At 73.4% G+C, this 24,204-nt stretch carries 23 protein-coding genes and 1 pseudogene; 12 read left to right on the top strand and 12 right to left on the bottom strand.

The features are described 5' to 3' along the window. The 5 genes and pseudogenes from pgi to ACWCV3_RS18585 form a co-directional block, all read left to right on the top strand. The coding region (gene pgi, locus ACWCV3_RS18605) for a glucose-6-phosphate isomerase (RefSeq protein WP_451224882.1) at positions 1-1,119 on the top strand (1,119 nt) is incomplete at its 5' end. Between the two features lies 1 nt (position 1,120). Beyond that, positions 1,121-1,999, top strand: a complete 879-nt coding sequence (gene gnd, locus ACWCV3_RS18600; protein WP_451224879.1) for a phosphogluconate dehydrogenase (NAD(+)-dependent, decarboxylating) — start codon at positions 1,121-1,123, stop codon at positions 1,997-1,999. Positions 2,000-2,005: 6 nt separating this feature from the next. Further along, complete coding sequence (locus tag ACWCV3_RS18595; protein ID WP_451224876.1) at positions 2,006-2,599, top strand: histidine phosphatase family protein; 594 nt, start codon at positions 2,006-2,008, stop codon at positions 2,597-2,599. A gap of 221 nt (positions 2,600-2,820) precedes the next feature. Further along, a pseudogene (locus ACWCV3_RS18590) lies at positions 2,821-2,991 on the top strand (SDR family NAD(P)-dependent oxidoreductase); the annotation flags it as partial. 161 nt (positions 2,992-3,152) lie between these two features. After that, on the top strand, positions 3,153-3,800 hold the full coding sequence (locus ACWCV3_RS18585) for a DinB family protein (protein ID WP_451224873.1): 648 nt from the start codon (positions 3,153-3,155) through the stop codon (positions 3,798-3,800). A 68-nt stretch (positions 3,801-3,868) separates the two neighbouring features. On the opposite strand, the gene ACWCV3_RS18580 is transcribed toward ACWCV3_RS18585, so the two are convergent. The 10 genes from ACWCV3_RS18580 to ACWCV3_RS18535 form a co-directional block, all read right to left on the bottom strand. Then, positions 3,869-4,351, bottom strand: a complete 483-nt coding sequence (locus ACWCV3_RS18580) for a rhodanese-like domain-containing protein (RefSeq protein ID WP_451224870.1) — start codon at positions 4,349-4,351, stop codon at positions 3,869-3,871. Next, positions 4,348-5,406: a hypothetical protein gene (locus ACWCV3_RS18575; protein WP_451224867.1), complete on the bottom strand. Its 1,059-nt coding sequence runs from the start codon at positions 5,404-5,406 to the stop codon at positions 4,348-4,350. The genes ACWCV3_RS18580 and ACWCV3_RS18575 overlap by 4 nt, the downstream gene beginning before the upstream one ends. Next, the gene (locus tag ACWCV3_RS18570; protein ID WP_451224864.1) at positions 5,403-7,091 is read right to left on the bottom strand and encodes a class I tRNA ligase family protein; all 1,689 of its coding nucleotides are present in this window, start codon (positions 7,089-7,091) and stop codon (positions 5,403-5,405) included. The genes ACWCV3_RS18575 and ACWCV3_RS18570 overlap by 4 nt, the downstream gene beginning before the upstream one ends. Further along, positions 7,088-7,990 carry a serine O-acetyltransferase EpsC gene (gene epsC / locus ACWCV3_RS18565; RefSeq protein WP_451224861.1) on the bottom strand — a complete coding sequence of 301 codons (903 nt, stop codon included), beginning with the start codon at positions 7,988-7,990 and terminating at the stop codon, positions 7,088-7,090. Before epsC ends, ACWCV3_RS18570 begins: the two co-directional genes overlap by 4 nt. After that, complete coding sequence (locus tag ACWCV3_RS18560; protein ID WP_451224858.1) at positions 7,977-9,188, bottom strand: NAD(P)/FAD-dependent oxidoreductase; 1,212 nt, start codon at positions 9,186-9,188, stop codon at positions 7,977-7,979. The genes epsC and ACWCV3_RS18560 overlap by 14 nt, the downstream gene beginning before the upstream one ends. Next, entirely contained in the window at positions 9,185-9,679 is a 495-nt protein-coding gene (locus ACWCV3_RS18555; protein ID WP_451224855.1) for a cupin domain-containing protein, read from the bottom strand. Before ACWCV3_RS18555 ends, ACWCV3_RS18560 begins: the two co-directional genes overlap by 4 nt. 62 nt (positions 9,680-9,741) lie before the next feature. After that, positions 9,742-11,139, bottom strand: a complete 1,398-nt coding sequence (locus tag ACWCV3_RS18550; protein WP_451224852.1) for a SidA/IucD/PvdA family monooxygenase — start codon at positions 11,137-11,139, stop codon at positions 9,742-9,744. Between the two features lie 35 nt (positions 11,140-11,174). After that, positions 11,175-12,569: a SidA/IucD/PvdA family monooxygenase gene (locus ACWCV3_RS18545; RefSeq protein ID WP_451224849.1), complete on the bottom strand. Its 1,395-nt coding sequence runs from the start codon at positions 12,567-12,569 to the stop codon at positions 11,175-11,177. 98 nt (positions 12,570-12,667) lie between these two features. Beyond that, positions 12,668-14,209: a peptide ABC transporter substrate-binding protein gene (locus tag ACWCV3_RS18540; RefSeq protein WP_451224846.1), complete on the bottom strand. Its 1,542-nt coding sequence runs from the start codon at positions 14,207-14,209 to the stop codon at positions 12,668-12,670. 180 nt (positions 14,210-14,389) lie between these two features. Next, the gene (locus tag ACWCV3_RS18535; protein ID WP_451224844.1) at positions 14,390-15,391 is read right to left on the bottom strand and encodes a hypothetical protein; all 1,002 of its coding nucleotides are present in this window, start codon (positions 15,389-15,391) and stop codon (positions 14,390-14,392) included. 129 nt (positions 15,392-15,520) lie between these two features. Between ACWCV3_RS18535 and ACWCV3_RS18530 the strand changes: the two genes are divergently transcribed. The 3 genes from ACWCV3_RS18530 to ACWCV3_RS18520 all read left to right on the top strand — a co-directional run bounded on the left by ACWCV3_RS18530 (position 15,521) and on the right by ACWCV3_RS18520 (position 17,245). Continuing rightward, positions 15,521-15,790: a hypothetical protein gene (locus ACWCV3_RS18530; protein ID WP_451224841.1), complete on the top strand. Its 270-nt coding sequence runs from the start codon at positions 15,521-15,523 to the stop codon at positions 15,788-15,790. 268 nt (positions 15,791-16,058) lie between these two features. After that, complete coding sequence (locus ACWCV3_RS18525; RefSeq protein ID WP_451224838.1) at positions 16,059-16,205, top strand: hypothetical protein; 147 nt, start codon at positions 16,059-16,061, stop codon at positions 16,203-16,205. After that, a complete protein-coding gene (locus ACWCV3_RS18520) occupies positions 16,205-17,245 on the top strand; it encodes a LuxR C-terminal-related transcriptional regulator (protein WP_451224835.1) in 1,041 nt (346 codons plus the stop codon). The genes ACWCV3_RS18525 and ACWCV3_RS18520 overlap by 1 nt, the downstream gene beginning before the upstream one ends. A 271-nt stretch (positions 17,246-17,516) precedes the next feature. On the opposite strand, the gene ACWCV3_RS18515 is transcribed toward ACWCV3_RS18520, so the two are convergent. Next, positions 17,517-18,845 carry an MDR family MFS transporter gene (locus tag ACWCV3_RS18515; protein ID WP_451224832.1) on the bottom strand — a complete coding sequence of 443 codons (1,329 nt, stop codon included), beginning with the start codon at positions 18,843-18,845 and terminating at the stop codon, positions 17,517-17,519. Positions 18,846-19,041: 196 nt separating this feature from the next. Between ACWCV3_RS18515 and ACWCV3_RS18510 the strand changes: the two genes are divergently transcribed. The 4 genes from ACWCV3_RS18510 to ectB all read left to right on the top strand — a co-directional run bounded on the left by ACWCV3_RS18510 (position 19,042) and on the right by ectB (position 23,498). Further along, on the top strand, positions 19,042-20,283 hold the full coding sequence (locus tag ACWCV3_RS18510; RefSeq protein WP_451224829.1) for an ATP-grasp domain-containing protein: 1,242 nt from the start codon (positions 19,042-19,044) through the stop codon (positions 20,281-20,283). Then, positions 20,283-21,614 carry an ATP-grasp domain-containing protein gene (locus tag ACWCV3_RS18505; RefSeq protein WP_451224826.1) on the top strand — a complete coding sequence of 444 codons (1,332 nt, stop codon included), beginning with the start codon at positions 20,283-20,285 and terminating at the stop codon, positions 21,612-21,614. The genes ACWCV3_RS18510 and ACWCV3_RS18505 overlap by 1 nt, the downstream gene beginning before the upstream one ends. Next, positions 21,611-22,117, top strand: a complete 507-nt coding sequence (locus tag ACWCV3_RS18500) for an N-acetyltransferase family protein (protein WP_451224823.1) — start codon at positions 21,611-21,613, stop codon at positions 22,115-22,117. Before ACWCV3_RS18505 ends, ACWCV3_RS18500 begins: the two co-directional genes overlap by 4 nt. A 91-nt stretch (positions 22,118-22,208) precedes the next feature. Continuing rightward, positions 22,209-23,498, top strand: coding sequence for a diaminobutyrate--2-oxoglutarate transaminase (ectB, locus tag ACWCV3_RS18495; RefSeq protein WP_451224903.1), 1,290 nt, complete (start codon positions 22,209-22,211; stop codon positions 23,496-23,498). Positions 23,499-23,697: 199 nt separating this feature from the next. On the opposite strand, the gene ACWCV3_RS18490 is transcribed toward ectB, so the two are convergent. Beyond that, complete coding sequence (locus ACWCV3_RS18490; RefSeq protein ID WP_451224820.1) at positions 23,698-24,135, bottom strand: PPOX class F420-dependent oxidoreductase; 438 nt, start codon at positions 24,133-24,135, stop codon at positions 23,698-23,700. Positions 24,136-24,204: the final 69 nt, after the last annotated feature.

Below are 24,204 nucleotides of genomic sequence, written 5' to 3'. Positions count from 1 at the left end.
CTGACCGTGCGGTTCGTGTCGAACGTGGACGGCGCGGACCTGCACGAGGCGGTCCGTGACCTGGATCCGGCCCAGACGCTGTTCATCGTGGCGTCCAAGACGTTCACGACGATCGAGACGATCACCAACGCGACGTCGGCGCGTTCGTGGCTGCTGGACGCCCTGGGTGACGACAAGGCGGTGGCGAAGCACTTCGTGGCGTTGTCGACGAACGCGGAGAAGGTCACCGGGTTCGGTATCGACGCCGACAACATGTTCGAGTTCTGGGACTGGGTGGGGGGCCGGTACTCCTTCGACTCCGCGATCGGGCTGTCGCTGATGATCGCGATCGGTCCGGACGGGTTCCGGGAGATGCTGGACGGTTTCCGCACCGTCGACGAGCACTTCCGTACCGCCGCGGCGGAGGAGAACGCGCCGCTGCTGCTGGGTCTGCTGGGGATCTGGTACGGGAACTTCTTCGACGCGCAGTCGCACGCGGTCCTGCCCTACAGCCACTACCTGTCCAAGTTCACCGCGTATCTGCAGCAGTTGGACATGGAGTCCAACGGCAAGTCCGTGCAGAGGGACGGCACGCCGGTGGAGTGGCAGACCGGGCCGGTGGTGTGGGGTACTCCGGGCACGAACGGGCAGCACGCGTACTACCAGTTGATCCATCAGGGTACGAAGCTGATCCCGGCGGACTTCATCGGGTTCGCGCGTCCCGTGGACGAGCTGAGCGACGGACTCAAGGCCCAGCACGACCTGTTGATGGCCAACTTCTTCGCCCAGACCCAGGCCCTCGCCTTCGGCAAGACCGAGGAGGAGGTCCGCCAGGAGGGGGCCGCAGAGGCACAGGTGGCCCACCGCACCTTCCGCGGCAACCACCCCACCACCACGATCCTGGCCCCCGAGCTGACCCCGTCCGTGCTCGGCCAGCTCATCGCCCTCTACGAGCACAAGGTGTTCGTGCAGGGCGCGGTCTGGAACATCGACTCCTTCGACCAGTGGGGCGTCGAACTGGGCAAGGTCCTCGCCAAGCGCATCGAACCCGCCCTGACCGAGGGCGCGGACGTGCCCGGTCTCGACCCCTCCACCACGGCCCTCGTCGCCGCCTACCGCTCCCTCAAGGAAGTGAACTGACATGCAGCTCGGACTCATCGGCCTCGGCAAGATGGGCGGCAACATGCGCGAGCGCATCCGCCGCGCGGGCCACCAGGTCATCGGCTACGACCGCAACCCGGAACTGACGGACGTCAAGGACCTCGCCGAACTGGTCGAGAAGCTGGACGCGCCGCGCACCATCTGGGTCATGGTCCCGGCCGGCACCGCCACCCAGGTCGTCATCGACGAGCTGAAGGAACTGCTCTCCCCCGGCGACGTCGTCGTGGACGGCGGCAACTCCCGCTGGACGGACGACGAGAAGCACGCCGCCGAGCTGGCCATCAAGGGCATCGGCTTCGTGGACGCGGGCGTCTCCGGAGGTGTCTGGGGCCTGGAGAACGGCTACGCCCTGATGGTCGGCGGCGACAAGGAGAACGTCGACCGCCTCCAGCCCGTCTTCGACGCCCTCAAGCCCGACGGCCCCTACGGCTACGTGCACGCGGGCCGCGTCGGCGCCGGCCACTTCTCCAAGATGGTCCACAACGGCATCGAGTACGCCATGATGCAGGCGTACGCCGAGGGCTGGGAGCTGCTGGAGAAGGCGAACTCCGTGGACAACGTCCGCGAGATCTTCCGCTCCTGGCAGGAGGGCACGGTCATCCGTTCCTGGCTGCTCGACCTCGCGGTCAACGCGCTGGACGACGACGAGCACCTGGACGGCCTGCGCGGCTACGCCGAGGACTCCGGCGAGGGCCGGTGGACGGTGGAGGCCGCGATCGACAACGCGGTGCCGCTCCCGGCCATCACCGCCTCGCTGTTCGCGCGGTTCGCCTCCCGTCAGGACGACTCGCCGCAGATGAAGATGATCGCCGCGCTGCGCAACCAGTTCGGCGGGCACGCCGTCGAGAAGAAGGCCTGACCCGCCGTGGGGGACCTCTTCCTGGTCCGCCACGGCGAGACGGAGTGGAGCAGGTCGGGTCAGCACACGAGCTGGACCGACCTGCCCCTCACCGAGCACGGCGAGGAACAGGCACGTTCCCTGGCCCCGCTGCTCGCCGGACGGAGCTTCGCACTCACCCTGACCAGCCCCCTCGACCGGGCCCGGTGCACCGCCGAACTGGCGGGCGTGACCGGCGCCGAACCGGAGCCCGACCTGCGCGAGTGGGACTACGGCGGCTACGAGGGCATCACGACCGTCGACATCCACCGGACCCGGCCCGACTGGGACCTGTGGACCGACGGGGCGGTGCCCGGCCCCGAGGGCCATCCCGGCGAGTCCCCCGAGCAGATCGGGGCGCGCGTCGACCGGGTGCTCGCCCGCGCGGAGAAGGCGCTGGACACGGACGGCGATGATGTGCTGTTCGTCGCTCACGGCCACGTGCTGCGGGTGCTGACGGCCCGCAGGCTGGGCCTGCCGCCCGCCGAGGGACGGCTGTTCCAGCTGGCCACCGGCACGGTCAGCCGCCTCTCCACCGAGCACGGGCGCCCCGTGATCGCGGAGTGGAACCGGCTGCCCTGAGCGGCGAGACGGCCCGGAGCGACCGGCTGGTCGCTCCGGGCCGTCTCCATGTCCGGCGGGCGGGGCTCCTGCCATCACGGGCAGACCGGTACCAGCCCCGCCGGACGGCCGGAAGGAACGCGACGACCAGCGTCGACGACCCGGTGGACCCGGCGAGGCGGTTACCGGACGCCGGCCCGCACCCGCACCCGCACCCGCACCCGCACCACCAAGCGGATGATCCCGGCTGGATGCGGCCGGACGCGGACCGGATCGCCGCGACCGCCCTGCAGGACCTGTCACGCGGGCGGACGGTGCCGGTACCGGATCCCCGGTACAAGGCGCTGGCCGGCCCCGCCAAGCTCGCCCCGCGCGGCGTCACGACCGGCACCGGCCGCAAGTGGGGCTCTCAGTATGGTGGTTGGACCAACGGGGGGCGCGCCTCGTCCGGTAGCTGCCGGTGCCGGAAGGTGACAGCGGCAGGCGGTGGTGGCGCGGGGCGGCGTGGTGGGAGGGTCGCCGGGCAAGCATGTCCGGCGGCCGCCGGGCCGCCCCACGCAGGAGGCCATCACCCATGACCGTCACCGACGAGTCCGCGTCCGGTACCCGGGTGCACCGGATCGACATCCCCTCGGCCACCGACGACCCCGACGCGTACGTCGCTGCGCTGCTCTCCGTGGCGGGTGACCGGGACGCGTTCGAGGAGCTGTCCCTCACCCCGGTGCGCGCCGCGAAGTTCTGTGCGGACACCCCCGTCCGGCTGCTGGAGACGGCACCCGAGGAGGGCGAGTGGCCGGCCGCCGGCGTCGTCGGGCACGTCTTCGACGTCGACATCGTGTACGGGTTCCGCTGGCGCCTGGTGATCACCGAGGACGACCCCGCCTACCCCGGCTACGACGAGGCGCTGTGGACCCCGCTGCCGCGGCTGCCGTTCTGGCAGATGCTGGATGCCTGGACGGGCCTGCGCGCCTCCAACGTGGCGCTGCTGCGCGCCCTGCCGCAGAAGGACTGGCAGCGCACCGGCCGTCATGGCGAGCAGGGCGGCGAGACGATGGAGGTCATGATCCGCAAGGTGATCGGCCACGACATCGCCCACCTCAACCAGATCTACCGCTCGGTGCGGGCCGTCCGGCTGGCCGAGGGCCTGGACGTGAGCGCCCTGGACGCCTCGTACGCGGAGTCCGGGCTGTCCTCCGCGGAGTCGGGGTTCAGCGAGAGCTGATCGCCCGTCATGCACGCCAGTGAGCCCGGGAGTCGACCGACTCCCGGGCTCATTTGCGCGGGGCGGGTTCAGCAGCCGCAGGCGCCGGCCGCGGGGGCGGTCAGCGGGTCCGGCGCGCCGCGGTGCACGCCCTCGGTGTCCTCCACCGGGAAGCCCTCGCGGGACCAGTACTCGAAGCCGCCCAGCATCTCCTTCACCTGGTAGCCGGCCGAGGCGAAGCCGAAGGCGGCGCGGGTGGCGCCGTTGCAGCCGGGACCCCAGCAGTAGGTGACGACGAGGGTGCCGGCCGGGATCAGGGAGGCCGCCCGCTCGGCGATCTCGTCGGTCGGCAGGTGGACGGCGCCGGGCACGTGGCCCTGCTCGTAGGACTCGGTGGAGCGGGTGTCGACGAGGACGAACGAGGCGGCGCCGGACTCGATGTCGGCGTGCACGTCGGAGACATCGGCCTCGAAGGTGGCACGCCGGTAGAAGTGCGCGGCGGCCTCGGCCGCGTCGGCGGCCGGGGCGCGCAGCACCTTGGATGTCGCCTGGCTGGTCGCAGAACTGGTCACGGGGCAGGGCTCCTGTCGTACGGCTCGGTCAGGTCGGGCGGGACGGGCCCGGCGCGGCGCCGCCGCAGCTGCCGCAGCGCCGCGGCGGCCGGCAGGGCGAGGACGCCTGCCGTGGCAGCGCCCGGTCCCAGCAGCAGGACGGCGGCCGGCAGGTGCGCGGCCCGGGCCAGGGCGAGGACGGCGGCGGCGACCACGGCCGCCCACCGGACGCCCCGCCGTGCGGCACTCCGTCGTGCAGCATCCGCTGGAACAATAGCGCCGTACGGCGCTTTCTGCAGGGAGAGTTCGGCCCAGCGGGCGCCGCAGGCGGCGAGGTTGGTGAGGCAGTAGGCGGTCAGGACGGCCGCGGCGGCCACGCCGGCGCCGCGGGCCGCCCAGCCCGCGTCGGGGCCGGGCCGCGGGGCCGCGAGCAGCAGGGCCAGCAGGGCGGCCGCCACGGCGGGCCCGTACAGCAGCCGGACCACGGGCCGCGGCCGGACGGCCGGCAGGGCGGGCACGTCACCCTCGGCGCCGACCCAGGCGAACAGCACCACCAGGGTCGCGGCGGCGCCCCACGGCCCTGTGACCGCCCCGGCGGGCAGCTGCCCGTCGAGGCTCAGCAGGCCGGGCAGCAGCCACCAGGCGGCCGTCAGGGCGAGGACGGCGGCCAGCCGGACCGTGCGGGCCCGTGGGGCCGGCAGGAGCCCGGCGTGGGCGCAGGCGGCGGCCGTCAGGAGCACTCCGGCGGCGACGGCCGTGGCGGCGGGGCCGTCGGCGGCGAACTCGCCGGCCGCGCCGGCCACCGCCGCCTGCCCGCAGGCGATGCCGGCGAAGTACAGCAGGTGGACGGCGCGCCCGGCGCGCGGCCCGAAGGCCTCGGCGGCCAGCCCGGCCGCGCCCCGGCCCCGGGTGCCGCCGGCCCGGGCGACGAGGACGTGCCAGGCGAGCAGCAGCACGGCGGCCACGGCGGCCGCCCCCTGGGTGCCGGGGCGGCCGGCGAGGGCGGCCGGGACCAGCAGGGTCCCGGCGCCCGCGACGGCGAGCAGGGTGCGGCGGGGCCGCAGCCCGGACGTCATGCGACGTCGTGGAAGAACGCCGGGACGGCCGCCGGCAGGGACGTTCCTGCAGCGACGAGGCGGACCGCGTCGGCGGGCCAGGCCGGCATGCGGGTGGCCTGGTCGACCGGCACCCTCAGGTGGCCCGCCAGGTAGGCGGACCACCCCGGCATGACCGCCGCGGAGGTGACGGCGACGGTGGCCAGCGCCTCCACGTGCGCGGCGACCCGGCGCGCGTAGGCGTCCCCCGTCCCGCGCAGCTTCGCCAGCTCCGGCAGGTCGGCGACGGCGGCGGCGACCGCGGCCGCCAGCGCCCTGGCTGCCGCCTGCGGGGAGAACGCGGCGGCGTCGAGGGCGCCCGCGAGCTGCTCGGTGAGCGCCTCGGGCAGTTCGCCCGCCGGGCCGTCGGCAGCGGTGGGCACCTCGTCGGGGACGGCGCCGGCGAAGTCCTCGGCGACGGCGGCGAGCACGGTCCGCGTCCACACCTCGACGCCCTGGACGAGGACCGTCTCCACGGTCGTGGCGAACTCCTTCGCGGCGAAGTTGGTCTGCTCGCGCTCCGGGCCGGTCAGGCACAGGTGGAAGCGGAGGGCGTCGGCGTTGACCTGGCGCAGGAACTCTCCACCCCACACGGCGTGGTTGCGGCTGGTGGAGAACTTGTCGCCCTCCAGGCGGTAGAACTCGTTGATGACGACCTGGGACGGCAGCGTCATCCCGCCGTGCGCCAGCAGCAGCGCCGGCCAGAGGGCGGCGTGCGAGAACGAGCAGTCGAACCCGATGAAGTTGACGATGCGGGTCGCCGGGTCGGACCACAGGCGCTCCCACTCGTCGGGCTCGCCCTGCGCGGCCGTCAGGCAGGCTGTGGCGGCGACGTAGCCGAAGATGCCGGAGAACCAGGTGTCGAGGATGTGCCCCTCCCAGCCGTCCAGCGGGACGGGGATGCCGTAGCCGGCCCGCCGGGAGACGGGGGTCAGCGGCAGCTCGCGGGAGAAGAGCGTGTCGAGGTAGGCGCGCAGCCGGGGGCGCCACTCGGCGGTGGTCTGCGCCTGCTCGTAGTAGGCGAGCAGCTGGTCGCGGTACTCGGCCAGCGGGAAGCAGATGCGCTCCAGCTCGCGGGTCTCCGGGGTCTCCCAGCAGGTGGTGCAGCGGGGGGCGGCGAGGCCGGCCGGGTCCTGCGGGAGGCCGCAGGCCTCGCAGTAGACGCCGTCGGAGGGGTCGCCGCAGAACTGGCACTCGCCGCGCACCTCCGCCTCGTACAGCTCGCGCTCGCAGTGCGTGCACCAGAACACGGGCAGGGTGCGGACCTGCAGCTTGCCCTGTTCCCACAGCCCGGTGAAGAACCGCTGGACGATCTCGTCGTGGCGGGGGGTGGTGAGCGGGCGGGTGAACCAGTCGTGGTGCATGGCGCCCAGCGACAGCGTCTCCTCCATCCGCGAGCCGAAGGTCAGCGCGGCGCGGTGGGCGGTCGTGCCGAGCTCGGCGGCGCGCCGCGGCACGTAGCAGGAGTGTTCGTCGGAGTAGCCGACGTAGCGGACGTTGCTGCCGCGCTGGCGCAGGTGCCGGGAGAGGACGTCGGCGCCGAGGAAGGGGCCGGAGAGGTGGCCCAGGTGCAGGTCGCCGTTGGGGTTCGGCGGGGCGCTGGTGACGACGTAGTCGACGACGGTGGTGGCGGGCTGGGCGACGGTGGGCCGGGGGGGCTGGTTCATGGCTGTCGGGGTCCTCGGGGGAGAAGGTGGTCGGGGGCGGCCTGCTGGCCCCCCGGAAGAGCGGTGCCGGCGGGGCCTGCGTCGGCAGCGAGCACGTGGCGGCCGGCATGCGGGGTGTAGGGGGCGTGCGGCTGCGGGGCGGGCCGGTGGAGAGCCGGGCGCGCCGCGGGCGGACGGGGTGCGGCCGGCAGCACGGTGGCGGGGGCGACCCGAGCGGGGGCGGGCTGCTGTGCGGCAGAGGCGGGGGCGGCAGGGCCCGGTGCGGTGGGCTGTGGCTCGGCGGGGGCCGCCGCCGACGGCTCCGCGGCCGGCCGCGGGGGCTGGTCCGGGGCGTGGTCGGCGGGCGGGTGGATCTCGGCGGCCGGCGCGGTGACCCGCACCCCCGGCTCCAGGTCGGTGAGGACGACGGCGTGTGCGCCGATCCGGGCGCCCGCGCCCACCGTCACCGGCCCGAGGACGCTCGCCCCGGTGCCGATGATCACGCCGTCCTCGACGACCGGGTGGCGGCGGGCGCCGGCCGGCCGGCGCAGGTCCTTCCACCAGCCGACCGAGCCCAGCGTCACCTGGTGGTAGAGCATCACGTCGTCGCCGATGCGGACCGTCGCGCCGATGACGACGGCGGTGCCGTGGTCGACGAAGAAGCGGCGCCCGATGACCGCGGCCGGGTGGATCTCGATGCCGCTGACGGCGCGCGCGCCCAGCGACAGCGCGCGGGCGGTCAGCCGGTGGCCGCGGTGCCACAGCCGGTGCGCGACCCGGTACGTCCACAGGGCGTGGATGTGCGGGTAGAGCAGCACCTCGCGGCGGCTGTCCGCCGCGGGATCCTTGGCGCGGACGGTGGCCACGTCCTCCCGCATACGGGCGATCACCGCCTTCAGGCGCCGGTCACATCTGGTCATAGGGGGCCTCCGGGACGATCCCGCGGCCGCCACCGGCGAACCGCTGCAGCCGGTACGGCGCGAGCAGCGGCTGCTCGGCCTTGCCGGTGACCGCCTGGCCGTCGAGGATCTCGGCGGCGGCGAGTTCGGCGACGGCCGGCGACATCTTGAAGCCGCCACCGCTGAAGCCGAGGGCCAGGTACAGGCCGTCGGGCCCGGCCGGGCCGATCACCGGGCGTTTGTCGGGGGTGTAGCCGTCGAGTCCGGCGCGGGTGCCGGTGAGCCGCGCGGTGGCCGCGGCGGGCACCCGGCGGGCGATCGCCGCGAGCGCCGAGGAGAGCTCCTGCGGCGACAACGGGGCAACGTCGTGACCGAGTTCGACGTCCGGGTTGGACGGCACGCCGAAGAAGAACCGGTCGGTCCCCTCCGGCCGGAAGTAGCTGCCGGTGGTGTCGTCGATGCAGGTGGGGACGGAGGCGGGGGTGCCGCGGCGGCCAGCGCCGGGCAGGTGCGCCTGCGCCAGGCCGATGCGGCGCGCCACCACCGGCACGTGCACGCCGAGATGCGCGGCCGGGGTGCTGCCCCAGGCGCCGGCGGCGAGGACGACGAGCGGCGCGGAGATGCGCCCCGTGGTGGTGTCGACGCCGGTGACGCGGCCGCCCTCGCCGTCGGCCAGCACCTCGTGGACGTGGACGCCCTCGTGGAGCTCGGCGCCGAACCGGCGGGCGGCGGCCGCCCAGGCGGAGGCGGTGCGGGCCGGGTCGGCGTAGCCGCCGTCGGGCTCGTAGGCGCAGGCCGCCACCCCGTCGAGGGTCAGGCCCGGGTAGAGGCGCACGGCCTCGTCCGGGTCGATGACCTCGGTGCGGCGGGGACCTGCGGCCGCGGCCGCGGCCGCCGTGTTCACGGCCAGCGCCCCGGTGTGCTGCGCGCCGACGAGCTGCAGGAAACCGGTGCGCCGGTACCCGCAGTCGCCGCCGACGACGTCCGCCCACTGCTCGAAGACGGGCAGGCTGCGGGCGGTGAGCACGGTGTCGCTGTGCACCGTGTGGTGCAGGCGGACGAGGCCGCCGGAGCGGGAGGTGGCGCCGTGGGCGGCCACCCGGGCCTGCTCGCAGAGCACGACCCGGCCCAGTCCGGCCTGCGCCAGGCGGTGGGCGACGGCGGCGCCGACGACGCCACCGCCCACCACGACGGCGTCCGCGACCGCGGCCCGGCTCACCGGCCCGTCACGCCTTCGCCGCCCTCGGAGCTGGCGGCCGGCGGGGTGGCGACCGGTGCGCCGGCGCCTCCCCCGGTCGCTCCGGCCGGGTTGACACCCGGGTCCTCGATGCCGAACTCCTTCGCCCAGTAGGCCCGTTCGGCGGCGATGGCGTCCGCACTCCCCCACCAGATGGTGATGAAACGCAGCCGGGTGTCCCCGTCGTTGGTGAGGTCGTGGTCCTTGAACGGGGTGATGTGGATGGTGTCGCCGGCGGAGACGCGGCGCTCCTCGTCGCCGATGCGCATGACGCCGCTGCCCTCGGTGACGAAGAACATCTCGTTCTCGTCGTGCGAGTGCGCACTGGACGTGGCGCCGGGGGCCACGTCGATCCAGGCGCCGCCCCAGAAGGGTTCGGCGACGGCTTCCTTCCAGGGGAAGATCCGGCGGCCGGCGACGTTGTACTGCTCCTCGAACAGCATGTCGTCGGGGCCGGTGGTGAAGATGTGCACGGTCAGCCTCTCGGTTCAGTGGTGCGGTCGGCCGGTCCGGACGGGCCGGCCGGCTGCGCGGCTCAGCTCATGACTGCGGCTTCGGGGACGGCGGCCTCCGTGCCGGGACGGCCGGCCGCCGCCAACGCCCTTTGCCGGGACAGCTGTTCGCGCAGGTCGCGGTGGACGGCGTCGGCCTTGACGGCCATCTGGCTGAAGGAGGTGGCGCTGGCGATGCCGTGCCGCCACTCCGTCACACCGTCCAGGTAGATCCCGACCTCGCAGCCGCCGGTGGTCACGGCGCGGTGGCCGCGGGTGACGACGGGAAGGCCGTCGTCCTCGTACGCGAGGAGGGAGGCGAAGGGGGCGAGCTGGTCGGGGATGCGCGGCTCGGTGTAGCCGGTGCAGAGCACCACCGCGTCGACCTCCAGCGATCCCTTCGAACCAGTGAACACCTCGGCGGTCTCCAGCAGCACGCCGTCGTCCCGCACCTGGACGCGGGTGACCTCGGTGCGGCGGTGCATCGACAGGCGGTTCGCGCCGGTCAGCTTGTCCTGGTAACTCGCCGCGTACAGCGCGGTGGAGACGTCCGGGTCGACGGCGGCGTAGTTGGTGGCGCGGGCCTGTTCCATGACCCGGTCGCGGGCCTGGCGCTCCAGGCCGAAGACGTAGTCGGTCTCCTTCGGGAAGTACACCTCGTTGCTGAAGTGACCGAGCTCGTACATCCGGAAACCGGCGTGCCGGACGAGGGAGTGGGTCTCGGTGCGCGGGTCGGAGCCGTGCAGGTGGAGGATGATCTCGCCGGCGGTCTGGCCGGCACCGATCACCGCCCACCTCATCGGGCGACCCTCCGGCGGGGCCGGCAGGGTGGCCGCGCGCAGCAGGAACTCGTGCGCGTGGAAGACCCGTTCGCCGGCCGCCTCGCGGAACACGTCGGGGATGTGAGGACGGTGGCCGGTGGCGACGACCACGTTGCGGCCGAGGTCCTCGTAGGTGGAGCCGTCCCGCGGGTCCCGGCTGAGGACACGGGCGGTGCGGACCACCCCGTCGCCGTCGGTGACGGGCTCCACGGACACCACCTCCCGGTGGTACGTGGGGCGTTGGCGGACCTGGGCGGCCGCCCACTGCACGTAGCTCGACCACTCCAGCCGGCTGACGTAGCCGCCGAGCAGGGTGAACTCGTAGAAGCGGCCGCTCTGCTGCAGGAACGGCACGAAGCCGAACCGGGAGGCGGCGTCGCGCGGGGTCGCCAGGTCGCGCAGGAAGTGGTGCTGAATGTCGGTGCCGGGCAGCACCTGGTAGGGCTGCCAGGCCGAGTTGGCGGCCCGCTCCAGGTAGGCGGCGGTGAGCGGCGGGTCTGCGGGGTGGGCGTCGTCGTGGTCCTCGGCGGCGGCGGCCAGTGAGATGCCGGAGGGGCCGAACCCGGCCACCACAAGGTCGAACACTGTGTTGTCGGCGTTGCTCGCGTCACTGGCGTGCACGGTCGCTTCCGTCCTTCCCGTGGGGATGTCGGCGCTCACAGCGCGAGGGCGGCCGGGGCGGCCGGGGCGGTGCCGTCGGCCTGCGCCGGCGCGGCACCCGCGGCGGCCTCACGGGTGGCCTGGCCGGCGCCGGCGAGGGGCCCGAGGGCGGCGGCGAGGGAGTCCATGAGGGTGCCGGCGCGCAGCGACAGCAGGCTGAAGGAGCCGGCGTCGCCGATGCCGTGGCTGGACTCGCACAGGCCGTTGAGGAACAGCGGCGGCAGGGCGTCGTCCGGGTCGGCGGGCAGCAGCCGGTAGTCGGTGGAGACCTCCAGGCGGCCGTCCGGCTCGGTGGACAGCCGCGGGGCGAGCGGCGCCAGCATCGGCGGGTGCAGCTCCTCGTGCAGGCCCGGGCCCATGTTGCGGAAACCGGTCGCCAGGACCGCGAAGTCGACGGTGTCACGCAGCTGTTCGCCGGTGTGCAGCTCCCGGAAGTCGATCGTCACGCCGTGGTCGTCGGCGGCGATCGCGGTGGCCTGGTGGTTGCCGCGGACGAACAGCTTCTGCTCGCCGTCGAGCTCCTGCTCGTAGATGGCGAGGTACAGCTCCTTGAGGACGTCGCCGTCGGCGGAGGAGTAGTTGGTGGGCTGCATGTAGGCGTCCAGCGCGCGCCGGCTCGCCGGGGAGGCGGCGTGGTAGTACTCGGTGAACTCCGGGAAGTAGCCCTCCTCGCTGAACGGGCTGGTGTCCTTCAGCCGCAGGGAGTGCGAGCGGGTGTAGGTGACGACCCGGGTCTTCGGGAAGCGGCGGGAGAGGTCGAGGGCGAGCTCGACGGCACTCTGGCTGCCGCCGATCACCGCGACCGCCTCCGGGTCGCCGTCCTCCGTCAGCGCGGCCACCTGCGGCAGGTAGCGGGTGAGGTGGAAGACGCGGGAGCTGTGCACCTCGTCGTAGGGCTGCGGGATGTAGGGGGTGCGGCCCGGCGCCATGACGAGCGTGCGGGACAGGTAGCGGCGGCCCGACTCGGTCACCACCTCGTACAGGGTCTCCCCGTCCTGCTGGAGCGTGCCGACGGACGCGGCCCGCTGCCCGCAGTCCACGACGTGCGCGAAGTGGCTCGCCGCCCAGCGGATGTAGCCGGCGTACTCCTTGCGCAGCGGGAACTCGCTCGGCAGGTTGAGGTGCTTGAGCAGACGGCCGTTCTCGTGCAGGTAGTTGAGGAAGCTGTAGCGGCTGCGCGGGTTGCGCAGAGTGACGAGGTCGCGGCTGGGGTGGTTCTGGATGTCGGACCCGTCCAGCAGCATGCCCGGCTGCCAGTCCGGCGACGGACGGGACTCCAGGAAGCGGGCGTCGAGACCCGGGTGCTTCTCCTCCAGCGCGATGGCGAGCGCGAGGTTGGCAGGGCCGAAGCCGATACCGAGGATGTCGTGTACCGGTACAGACGCGTACAAAGCAGTCTCCTTCGAGTCGCACGGGGACGCGGGGGCGCGGGACGGCGCAACCGTGACGGGTCTGGGCGGGGGCGGGACGAGTTCAGGCGGGGGACGGTTCAGGCCGGGCGGACGGTGGTGAGCGTCGGGTTGCCGTCGAAGTCGATGGCAACGCCGGTCAGCCGGGTCGCGTCGAAGACCCGCTGGTCGGTGCGGTACCAGAGCGGGATGAGCGCGAGCTCGCGGGTGGCGGTGGCGTCGGCCAGCCGCCACTCACGGTCACGGCCGGCCGGGTCGGTGCAGGCGCGGGCGCGCGTCACAGCGGCGTCGAACTCCGCGTTCACGTAGCGGCCCTCGTTGTCGCCGTGGGCGGTGCCCTCGGCGTCCGGGGCGGTGCAGGAGGAGTGCAGCAGCGGATAGAGCATGTTGTCCGGCGTCGGGTAGTCGCACGCCCAGGCCGCCCGGCACAGGCCGGTCGCCGGCTCGGAGGTGCGGAAGTCGACGAGCCCGCGGGCATCGGTGTGCCGCAGCCGGACGTCCCAGCCGAGCACCTCGCGCAGCCCCTCGGCCACCGCGGACGTCCATCCCTCGTGCCCGGCACCGGTGTTGACGGCGAACTCCACCACCGTGCCGGGCGGCAGGCCGGCCGTGAGAGCGTCCGCACGGGCCGCCTCCGGGTCGTAGGCGCACGGGTCGTCCGCGGGTGCAGGGGCCGGGGCGTGGGCGCCACCGAACCACGGCGAGAGCAGCGAGTGGGCGGGGGCGCGGCGGCCGTGGAACAGCCGGTCGGCGATCCCCTGCCGGTCGATCGCACGGGAGACGGCCCGGCGGGCCGGCACCGAGTCCATCGGGGCGTGGTGGCAGAAGGGGATCAGGTAGTGCAGGCCCGCTCCCTCCTCCTCCAGGAACCCGGCGCCGTCCAGGTGACGGGCGGCCTCCGGGAGCTTCTGAGGGGGGATACGGGCGTAGTCGTAGGTACCGGCGAGGAAGCCGGCGTATTCGTCGTCCAGCGCGGTCACCGGGTCGAGGATGTCGATGTGGACGGCGTCCAGCGCGACCGGCTCGCCCCACCAACGCGGATTGCGCACCAGCCGGATCTGCTTGCCGTGCTCCCACGGCCCGTCCATCACGAACGGCCCGTTGCCCAGAGGCTGTTCGTTGAACTCCAGATCGAGGGCGGGTCCGGCCGAGGACGGCACGGGGCTGAACACCGGCTGCAGCGTCTTCAAGTCGAACTGCACGTCCGGCTCGGCGAGTCGCACGACGAGGGTGTGGTCGTCGGCGGCGACCGCGCCCGCCAGGCGGGTGGTGCGGCCCGCCCGCACGTCGTCGAAGCCCTCGACGCCGGCCAGGTGGTAGGCGGTCTCGGTATTGGCGGCCGGGTCCAGCGCCCGCTCCCAGCCCCGCACGAAGCTGTGCGCGGTGACGGGCTCGCCGTCGCTGAAGCAGGTGTCGTCGCGCAGCCGGAACGTCCACGTGCGGCCCTCGGGGTCGCACTCCCAGGTGTGCGCGGTCGCCGGGGCCGGACGACCGCCGCCCTCGGGGCGCAGCAGCCCGGCGAAGAGCGCCTTGCAGACGAGGATGCCCTCGGTCTCCTGCGCCTTGTACGGGTCGATCGCGGTGGGTTCGGTGAGGGCCATACGGAAGACGAAGGGCGGCATCGGCGCTCTCTTCTCGGCGCCGGGCCCCGCTGGGTGCTCAGCGGGGCCCGGCGGGGCCGGAGGGGGACGCCACGGAGTCTTGCCGCCGCCCGGCGGGCTGTCACGGCCCGCCCGCTGACACCTACCGCCCCTGGCACCCTCGTGCCCGTAACCTCGCAGGCGGGGGCCCCGGCCCCCACGTCACAGGTAGCCGCGCTCCATGGCCTTCTGCCCGAGCTGGAAGCGGCTGCGGGCCTCCAGCTGCGTCATCAGCTCGGAGATCAGGCGCCGTTCGGTGCGCAGCGACACCCCGAGCCGGCGCGCCGCGGCCTCGTCGGTGCAGCCCTGCGCGAGCAGCCGCAGCAGCTCGCGGTGCTGGGAGCCGGGGTCCTCCAGGGAGCGGCGGGCCGGCTCGCCCAGCGGCACCGCCGTCACCCACACCGCCTCGTAGAGGGCGATGAACGCGGCGACGGCGCCGGGTTCCTGGATGACTGCCGCCCCGCGGGAGCTGTCGGCGGGGTCCAGAGGGACCAGGGCGACGGCGCTGTCCACGATGTGCATGCGCATCGGCAGGGCGGCGACGGTGCGGATCTGGTTGCCGCGCGCCACGTGCCACTCGGCGTGCTCCACGCTGTCGGGGTCGTTGCGGATGCTGTCCTGGTAGACGGTCCGGGCGCGGATCCCGCGGTCGACGAGTCGCTGGGCGACGGGGAGGCTGGCGGCCCGGTTGTCGGCGGGCTGGGCGCCTCCGGGGGCGAACGAGGCCGTCTCCCGTTCGGCCCGGTCCGCGAGTTCGGAGATCTTCTGCCGGACGGCCGCCACCCCGTACAGCTTCTCGACGCCGTCGCCGTGGCGTTCCTCCTGCGCGGCGGCGCCTGCGCCGTACCCGGCGATCAGCGCGGCGGCCGCGGCGCGGCTCTCGGCGAGTTCCTGCTGGCGGCGGGCCACCTCGGCCGACTGCCGGCTCAGCAGCAGGTCCAGGGCGAGCTGCGGACTGATCACTCTGAGTCCGCCGGTCGCACCCGGCTGCGGCGGCCCGCTCAGCAGGGACAGGTCGGCGAGCTCGTCCAGACCTCGTCTGACCTGCTCGTCAGACCAGCCGAGTTCCTGAGCGAGCGAGGCGATTCCGGAGTCCGGTCTCGCCAGCATGGTGCGGTACAGGGTGTCCGAGTTCTCGGTGAGCCCGAGTGTTGTGAGCGCCACAAAACCCCCCCAGTCGTCACTGGCGATCCTAGCGGGAGACACCTTGTGGCCATTGCATGGAGGCGCCAACTCGCATGCCTGGAACGAGACTTCATGCAGCGTTCACAGCGTGTCAGCATCTGTCCTCCCATGCATCTCGTCACGTTCCGCATCGTCGCCCCGCGCTGCCCGGTCGCCCCGGACGAGGCGCGGATCCTGCGCGTCGCCCTGGAGCAGGCCGTCCGCGGCCGCGCCGGTGCGGAGCACGTGCGCGTGCACACGTCCCGCAGCGGGGCCGTCGGCGTGCTGTTCTGGCTGGCGGCCGAACCGGCCGAGGCCCGCGCGCACGGTCTCGCCTTCTGCGCCGAAGTCCTCGCGGGCCTGCCGCAGTTCGGCGGCTGGCGCGTCATCGGCCTCTGACCGTTCGCGGCTCGCGCGCCTCATCGGCCCCATGTCGGCGACGGCCAGGGCGTGCACCCGTCCGCACCCGGCCGGTGCCCGCCCTCTGACACATCCGTGTCACCAACGGTTTGTGCCAGCCGACGGCCGGTGACGGGGCCGGTCGCCGTGTGAATGATTTGTGATGCCGCCAGGGAGCGCACCGGACGAGCACACCGGGCCCCGGCGGCGCCGCGGCCCTCTCGGGCCTCGCGGTCACCACCCTCCTCAGCCCTCGTGGGAGTCCGCCATGCCTCGTCGCGCACCCGTCACCACACTCCTCCTCACCCTCCTGTCACTCGGCGCGGTCGCCGCCTCCGCGGCCGGGGTGACGGTGACACCCCAGGGCGATCAGGGCTGGTCGGTCGTCCGCGCCTCCGACCAGGGGTGGTCCTGATGGCCAACGACCCGCTGCTCACCTGGTTCGGTCTCGACGACGACGCCGCCCGCCTCTACCGGGCGCTGCTGCTGCACGGCGGCCGCACCCTCCACGAACTGCGCGACCTCTCCGGCCTGCCGGTCCACCGCGTCACCGACGCGCTCGACCAGCTGGTCGCCGCCTCCCTCGCCCGTTTCGACACCTCCGCCAGCCCCGGCAGCCGGCTCTGGCCCGTCAGCCCCAAGGTCGGCCTGACCGCCGCCCTCGCCCGCCGCCGCGCACAGACCCTGCGCGCACAGGCCGAGGTGGAGCAGCTGGAGGTCGAGCTCGCCGAACTCGTGGCCACCCACGAGGCGCTGGCCGGAAGGCGCGCCACCGGCACCCTGGAGCACGTCACCGACGCGACCGCCGTCGCCGTCACCGTCTGCGAACTGGCCGCCGCGGCCGAGAGCGAGGTGCTGGTGCTCGGCCCAGGCCCGCACAGCGGCTCCCTCGGCGCCTCCGTCTACCTGCAGGGCGAACCGCTGCTGGAGCGCGGGGTGCGGGTGCGCGGCATCCACCTCGGCAGCCTGCGCAACCGGCCCTCCGAGTACGCCCCGGCCGCCCGCCTCGCCTCCCTCGGCGCCGAACTGCGCACCACGCCGACGCTCCCCGCCGAACTCGTCCTCGTCGACGGCCAGGTCGCCGTCCTCCCCCACGACCCCGCCGACCCGTCGGCCGGCGTCGTCGTCTTCCGGCACACCGCCACCGTCACCGCCCTGCGCGCCCTGTTCGAGCAGTACTGGGCGCGCGGCGAGGAGCTGGGCAGCAGCCCGCGCAGCAACGAGCTCGGCCTCACCCCGTCCGAACGCGAACTGCTGCGTCAGCTCGCCGACGGCGCCACCGACGAGGCCGCCGCCCGCCGCATGGGCGTCTCGCTGCGCACCGTGCGCCGCATGGCCGCCGCCCTGATGGAACGCCTCGGTGCCCGCAGCCGCTTCCAGGCCGGCTACCGCGCCGCCGCCCTCGGCTGGCTCAACGAGAAGGCGCCGGGGACGGAAGCGGTCACGGCCGCGTGAGCGGGGGCGGTGCCACCGCTCACCCTGAGCCGCCGCTGGTGCCAGGTCCCGGGGTGCTGGTGGCACCCCGGGACCACTGGTGCAGTGGCCTCACTGCTGCGCGCGTCCACAGCATCACCTTCCGCTTTCGCGCATGTGCACCTGACAGACCCTCAGTTGTGCCATTTACTCCGCAACAGATCGGGCCAGGGGGCTCGGCGTGGCGTGGCCGGGTCCCCTGCCACGCCTGCCGTACTGATCGTCGTCTCAGGAGCGCCGCGTTGGCGCCGACTCACCCCTCCGGGAGGGGTGCGGCCGGGCGTCCCGCGGCCGGGGCGGCGTCCTGGGTGGGGTCCTCGACGAGGCGGGCGGCCTCCTCGGCCGGCGTCGCCGCGGACGGACCGTCGCCGGTGTCGCGGTCGCCGGGGCGGGCGGGCAGCACGATCAGCGCCCCGAAGACGGCGACCGCCGCGCACATCCACCAGTGGGTGGACGCCGACCAGGCGAAGACGTAGCCGCCGATGGCCGGGCCGATCGCCTGGCCGGCCGTGTGGGCGAGGCCTTCGGCGCCCTGGTAGCGGCCGCGCAGATGGGCGGGTGAGAAGGCGGAGGGGTAGGCGGAGGAGATCGGCGTGTAGACGATCTCGCCGAACGACCACAGCACCACCGTCACGACGAGCAGCAGTTCGTTGCCGGCCAGGCCGGTGGCGGACATGCCGACGGCGAGCAGCAGCAGGCCGGTCAGGATCGCGTACCGGGGGTTCAGGCGTTCGGTCCAGCGGGTCAGCGGCAGCTCGAACAGGATGCAGACGAGGGCGTTCACGCCGAGCAGCAGGCCGTAGAAGCTGTTGCTGAGGCCCTGGTCGTGGACGTGCAGGGGCAGCGTCGCGTTGCCCTGCGAGTAGACGAAGGTGGCGCAGACCATCGACAGCAGGAAGAAGACGAACGGGGTGTCGGTGAACACCCGGAACCAGCCCTCGCGACCCGGCTTGCGCTCCGCCGGACCGTCGGCCGCGACCGCGGGCGCCGTCTCGGGCACGGTGCGGCCGCCGGGCAGCAGGAGCAGCGCGAGCAGGCCGAAGACGGCGGAGCAGAGCGCGTTGCCGAGGAAGATCCACGTCCAGGAGTGGGAGCTGAGGAGGCCGCCGACCATCGGGCCGATCGCCATGCCGAGGTTGATGGCGAGGCGCAGCACCGCGAACGCGCCGACGCGCTTCTCCTGCGGCACCACGTCCACGAGCAGGGCGCCGGCGCCCGGACGGTACAGCTGGGCGAAGATGCCGACGACGGCGACGAGCAGGGTGGTGGCGAGCAGCCCGTGGACGAACGGCACGGCCGCCGTGAACAGGGCGGCGCCGAACTGGGAGACGACGATGGCGGTGCGGCGCCCGAACCGGTCGGCGACGGTGCCGCCGATGATGTTGCCGGCGAACCCGCCGAGTCCGGCGATGCTCAGGGCGAGTCCGGCCTGGCCGGCCGAGTACCCCTCTCCGATGAGGTAGAGCACCAGGAAGACGTTGAGGAAGTTGCCGAACTTGTTGACGAACATGCCGGCGAAGATCACCCAGGCGGCCGACGGGTAGTCGGTCAGTCTGGTGCGGGGCAGGTGGAGCTTCGGCATCGGTGGATCCCAGCGGTCGGGGGCAGTGAGGCGACAGCGGTGCAGGGGGACGGTGCTCGCGCGCGGTGAACGGGATCACTCTCCCGTCCCGCACGGGCTGCCGTCACGGGCCGCCGGGTGACACCTTCCGACCCGTCATCTTCGTGCCACAGCAACGGCCTTGAGCGGTCGGCCGACATCGCACCACAGTGAGCGCATGACCTCAACCGTTCTCGTTCTCGGCGGCCGGATCCAGACGGTGCGCAAGGCGGTCGACGCGGGGCTGCGCGTGGTGCTCGTGCAGCACCGTGAGCACTTCGTGCCGGAGTCGGCCCAGCTGGCCGAGGCCGTCGTGATCGCCGACTACACCGACTGGGACGTCCTCGCCCCCCTCGTCGACGGCCTGCACCGCGCCTACGCCTTCAGTCGTGTCGTCACGCTCACCGAACCCGGCCTGGTGCCGGCCGGCCGGATCGCGGAACGGCTGGGACTGCCCGGCAACCCGGCCCGCACCTGCGAGCTGCTGACCGACAAGCTCGGCATGCGCGAGCACCTGGCGGCCGGCCCCGCCGCGGACCTGTCGGTGGCGGCCGCCGAGGTGGACGGCGCCGACGACATCCGCGCCTTCGCCGCCGCCCACGGCTACCCCTTCGTGGTGAAGCCGGTGGACGCCACCGCCAGTCTCGGCGTGTGGAAGGTGACGGGGCCCGGCGACGTGCAGACGGCGGCGGACGGCCTGGCCGCCCTGCGCGCCCGCACCGACCTGCAGTGGGGGTCCTTCTTCCGGATCGGCAGGTTCCTGGCCGAACAGTTCATCCCGGGGACGGAGTTCAGCGTCGAGGCGTTCTCCTTCGACGGCCGGCACGTCGTCCTCGCGGTGACGGAGAAGTTCACCGAGGGCGTCCTGGAGATGGGCCACGCCCAGCCGGCGCGGCTCTCCGCGGCGGACGAGGAGGCGATCACCACCGCCACCGTCCGCTTCCTGGACGCGATGGGGCTGACGACGGGGCCCTCGCACACGGAGATCCGGCTCTCCCCGGACGGGGCGAAGGTCATCGAGGGGCACAACCGGATCGGCGGTGACCGCATCGTCGACCTGCTGGAGGCGGCCTACGGCGCCGACCTCGAACAGTGGACGATCGCCTGGCCGTTCGGGCTGATGGAGGCGCTGCCGGGCCGCCCCGAGCCGCTGTGCTCGGCCGCCACCCGCTTCCTCACCGCGGCCCCCGGGACGGTCACGGCCGTGGACGGCGCCGACAAGGCGGCCGCCGTCGAGGGCGCCCTCGACGTCGACCTGCTGGTATCCCCCGGCTCGACCGTCAACCCGCTGACCGGCAACTGGGACCGCGTCGGGCAGGTCATCGCGACCGGGCCCGACACCGACGCCGCCGTCGCCGCCTGCGACCGGATGGCCGAGGCGATCACCGTCACCACCCACCTCACCGCCAAGGAATCGTGATGAGCACCGAAAAGCCGTCCACAGCAGCCGAGTTCACCCCGCTGCAGCCGGTGATCCTGGTCATGCGGAACACCTACGGCTGGAACGCCGAGCACATCGAGGCCATGCAGCGGCTCGGCCTGGAGATCCACCTCGTCACGCAAGTGAAGGCGTCGCTGGACGACACCCGGTTCGCCTCCGTGGTGCTGCTGGAGCCCGGCCTGGACATGGACACCACCGAGAAGATCGTGCTGGACGCGGCCCGCGAACGTGGTACCACCCACGTCCTCACCTTCTACGAGGCCGACATCACCCTGGTGTCCCGGGTCAACACGATCCTCGGCCACAGCTGGGCCAACCACGAGGCCGACGTGATCTCCCGCGACAAGCGGCTGCAGCGCGAGTTCCTCACCGAGCACGGCATCCCCGGCGCGAAGTACGCGGCCGTGACGGGCGTCGATTCCGGGCTGCAGGCGGCCGGCGAATTCGCGTACCCGGTCATCGTCAAGCCGACGAACCTGTCCGCCTCCATCGGTGTGGCCCTCGCCAAGGACCAGGCGGAACTCACCGCCGCGCTGGCCGAGATCGAGGACCTCAGCGGCATCTGGGACGACTACTTCCTCTCCGGCCGGCCCGCGGAGATCGCCCTGCTGGAGGAGTTCCTGCCCGGCACCGAGGTCACCCTCGACGGCGTCGTCCTGCACGGGAAGTTCTACCTGTCCGGCGTCACCGACAAGATGCAGATGCCCGGACCGTACTTCGAGGAGGACTACTACACCCTCCCCTTCCGCACCCCGGAGGAGGAGCCGGAACTCGTCGCGCTGACGGAGCAGATCGTGGCCGGGCTCGGCGTCCGGCACTGCCTGTTCAACGCCGAGTACCGCAAGCACGCCGACGGCACCTACCGCGTCGTCGAGTTCAGCACCCGGTTGTCCGGCGGGCAGAACTACCGCAACCTGCGCGAGGTCTACGGGCTCGACCCGGTCCGGCTGTGGCTGAAGGCCGTCCTGCAGGACCAGACGCTCGAGACGGCCAGCGCGGAGGCGGAGCTGTGGCGCGGCGAGGTGCGCCGCACCGCCCCGCAGGCCGCCACCTGCATCAAGTTCGCCTACCGGGAGGGGCGCCTGCTGCGCAACAACCCGGGCGACGCGTACTTCTCCCCGCACTTCCGCTCCTACCTGCCGGGCAGCAAGGTGGGCAGCCTGCTGCGGCGGGCGCCCGAGGGCTGGTACGAGATCGCCGGCTCCCTCGCCGTCGCCTGCCCCTACGACGGGCCGGAGTCCATCGACCGCGTCGAGCGGATCGCGACGGAGCTCGACGAGCAGCTCGACGTCGTCGTGACCCCCAGGTGAGCGGGTCCACGCCGCGGTACGTGGTGCGGCACGCCCTGCCCGGTGACCTGCCCGTCCTGGAGCAGCTGGCCGCCGAGCACGCCGCCTACGAGAAGGCCGCCCCGCCCCCTCCCGACCTCGCCGGCCGCCTCGGTGCCCTGCTCTTCGGAGCGGGAGGCGGGGCGGTCGCCGGGCCGCGGGCCCTGCGGATCCTCGTGGCCGCGCCGGCCGGTGCGCCCGACGGCGGCCAACTGGCCGGATACGCCTCCTGCACACCGGAGTTCGCCACCTGGCAGGGCGCCGAGTACCTGCACATGGACTGCCTGTACCTGCGGCCCGAGCACCGTGGCGCCGGCGTGGGTCGGCTGCTCATGGCGGCCGTCGCCGAGGAGGCCCGCGCGCTCGGCCTCACCCAGCTCCAGTGGAACACCCCCGCCTGGAACGACGGCGCCATCCGCTTCTACGACCGGACGGGCGCCACCGCCTCTCCCAAGCTCCGCTACTCCCTTCCCGTTCCTTCCTGACCGGGCCCTCGACGCCCGACCCGCCTCCTTGGAGCGCCCCGTGAGCCTCACCGTCCCCGACGCTGTGCCCGGCGCCACCCCCGACGCCGTCATTCCGCAGCCGGCACAGCCGTCTCCTTCCGGTCCCGCGCCCAGCGTCTTCGAGACCCTGGAGTCCGAGGTCCGCGGGTACTGCCGCGGCTGGCCCACCGTCTTCGACCGCGCCCGCGGCAGCACCCTCACCGACGAGGACGGCCACACCTTCCTCGATTTCTTCGCCGGTGCCGGCTCCCTCAACTACGGCCACAACAACCCCGTCCTGAAGCGGGCGCTCCTGGACCACCTGGAGCGCGACGGCATCGTCCACGGTCTCGACATGTCGACCACCGCCAAGCGCCGCTTCCTGGAGACCTTCCGCGACCTGGTGCTGCGCCCCCGCGGCCTCCCCTACAAGGTGATGTTCCCGGGCCCGACCGGCACCAACGCCGTCGAGGCGGCGCTGAAGCTGGCCCGCAAGGTGAAGCAGCGCCCGCAGGTCGTCTCCTTCACCAACGGCTTCCACGGCATGACGCTGGGCTCGCTCGCCGTCACCGGCAACGCCCGCAAGCGGGCCGGTGCGGGCGTCCCCCTCGTCCACACCACGCCGATGCCCTTCGACGGCTACCGCGGCGCCGATGCGGACGAGCCGTTCGCGTACTTCGAGGAGCTGCTGGCGGACCCGGGCTCCGGCCTGGACCGTCCCGCCGCGGTGATCGTGGAGACGGTGCAGGGCGAGGGCGGCATCAACGTCGCCCGCCCCGAGTGGCTGCGCGCCCTCGCCGACCTGTGCAAGCGCCAGGACATGCTGCTGATCGTCGACGACATCCAGATGGGCTGCGGCCGCACCGGCGGCTTCTTCTCCTTCGAGGAAGCCGGCATCGTCCCCGACATCGTCACCGTCTCCAAGTCCATCTCCGGCTACGGACTGCCCATGTCCCTGTGCCTGTTCCGCGAGGAACTCGACATCTGGGAACCCGGCGAGCACAACGGCACCTTCCGCGGCAACAACCCCGCTTTCGTCACCGCCACCGCCACCCTCCATGCCTACTGGGCCGACGGCGACCTGGAGAAGCAGACGCACCTGCGGGGCGAGCAGGTCCGCGCCGGGCTGGCTTCGATCGCCGCCGAACATCCGGAGGACGTCGTCACGGTGCGCGGCCGCGGGCTGGCCTGGGGCATGGAGATGCGGGACAGGGAGGCCGCCGGCCGGATCGCCCGGCGGGCCTTCGACCACGGCCTGCTGATCGAGACCTCCGGCCCGTTCGGCGAGGTCGTGAAGCTGCTGCCGCCGCTCACCGTCTCCGCCGAGGAGCTCGACAAGGGCCTGCGCCTCCTCGCCCGCTCCGTCCGCGAGAGCCTGTAGTCCCGTGTCGTGCCGGCCCCCTCGGCGGAGAGGGGGCCGGCACGCGCCCCGGTTTCTCCTCAGCTCATGAGCATTCCGCCGTCGACGCCGATCGTCTGGCCGGTCGATACCGGGCGCCCTCGCCGGCGAGGAAGAGGAGCGGAACGAGAGGCCCTGGGGGTGGCTCGCCGCCGACCCGGCAGGACCGACGAGACGCCCCCTACCGCTTGGGGACGCCGTACGCCCGGTCGACGTGCAGCCGGACCACCAGACGTCTGTCACGAACCATGGACGCACGGTAGTCGTCCCAGTCGTCGTGCTCGCCCAGTACCTCGCGGTAGAGCCGCACCAGCTCCTCCACCGTCTCGTCGTACGGGTCGGCGGCGACCTGGCTCAGCTCGGCCGTGCCCTCGGCGACGGTGTACGCCCAGCGGTCGGCGCTGGTGACGTAGTACGAGGCGCGGGGGTCGCGGCGCAGGTTCCGGGTCTTGGCGCGGTCGTCGGTGACCGAGATCCGCACGATCCGCTGGTCCGGGTCGTAGGCGTGGACCACGTTGGACATCTGGGGCCGCCCGTCCCGCTTGAGCGTGACGAGCACCCCGCCGTGCTCCTCGGAGAGCAGTGCCAGCAGTGCGTGCTGCGTCGTGTCCTGAATCATGCCGGTGTCAACGGGTTGGGGCTCGGCCGGCATTCCCGGGCCGGCCGTGCCCCGCCTCCGCCGGGGGCG

The organism is Streptomyces sp. NPDC001781 (genome assembly GCF_053596035.1).
The sequence above is the reverse complement of the archived record's forward strand: the minus strand, read 5'-3'. Positions and strand labels throughout refer to the sequence as shown.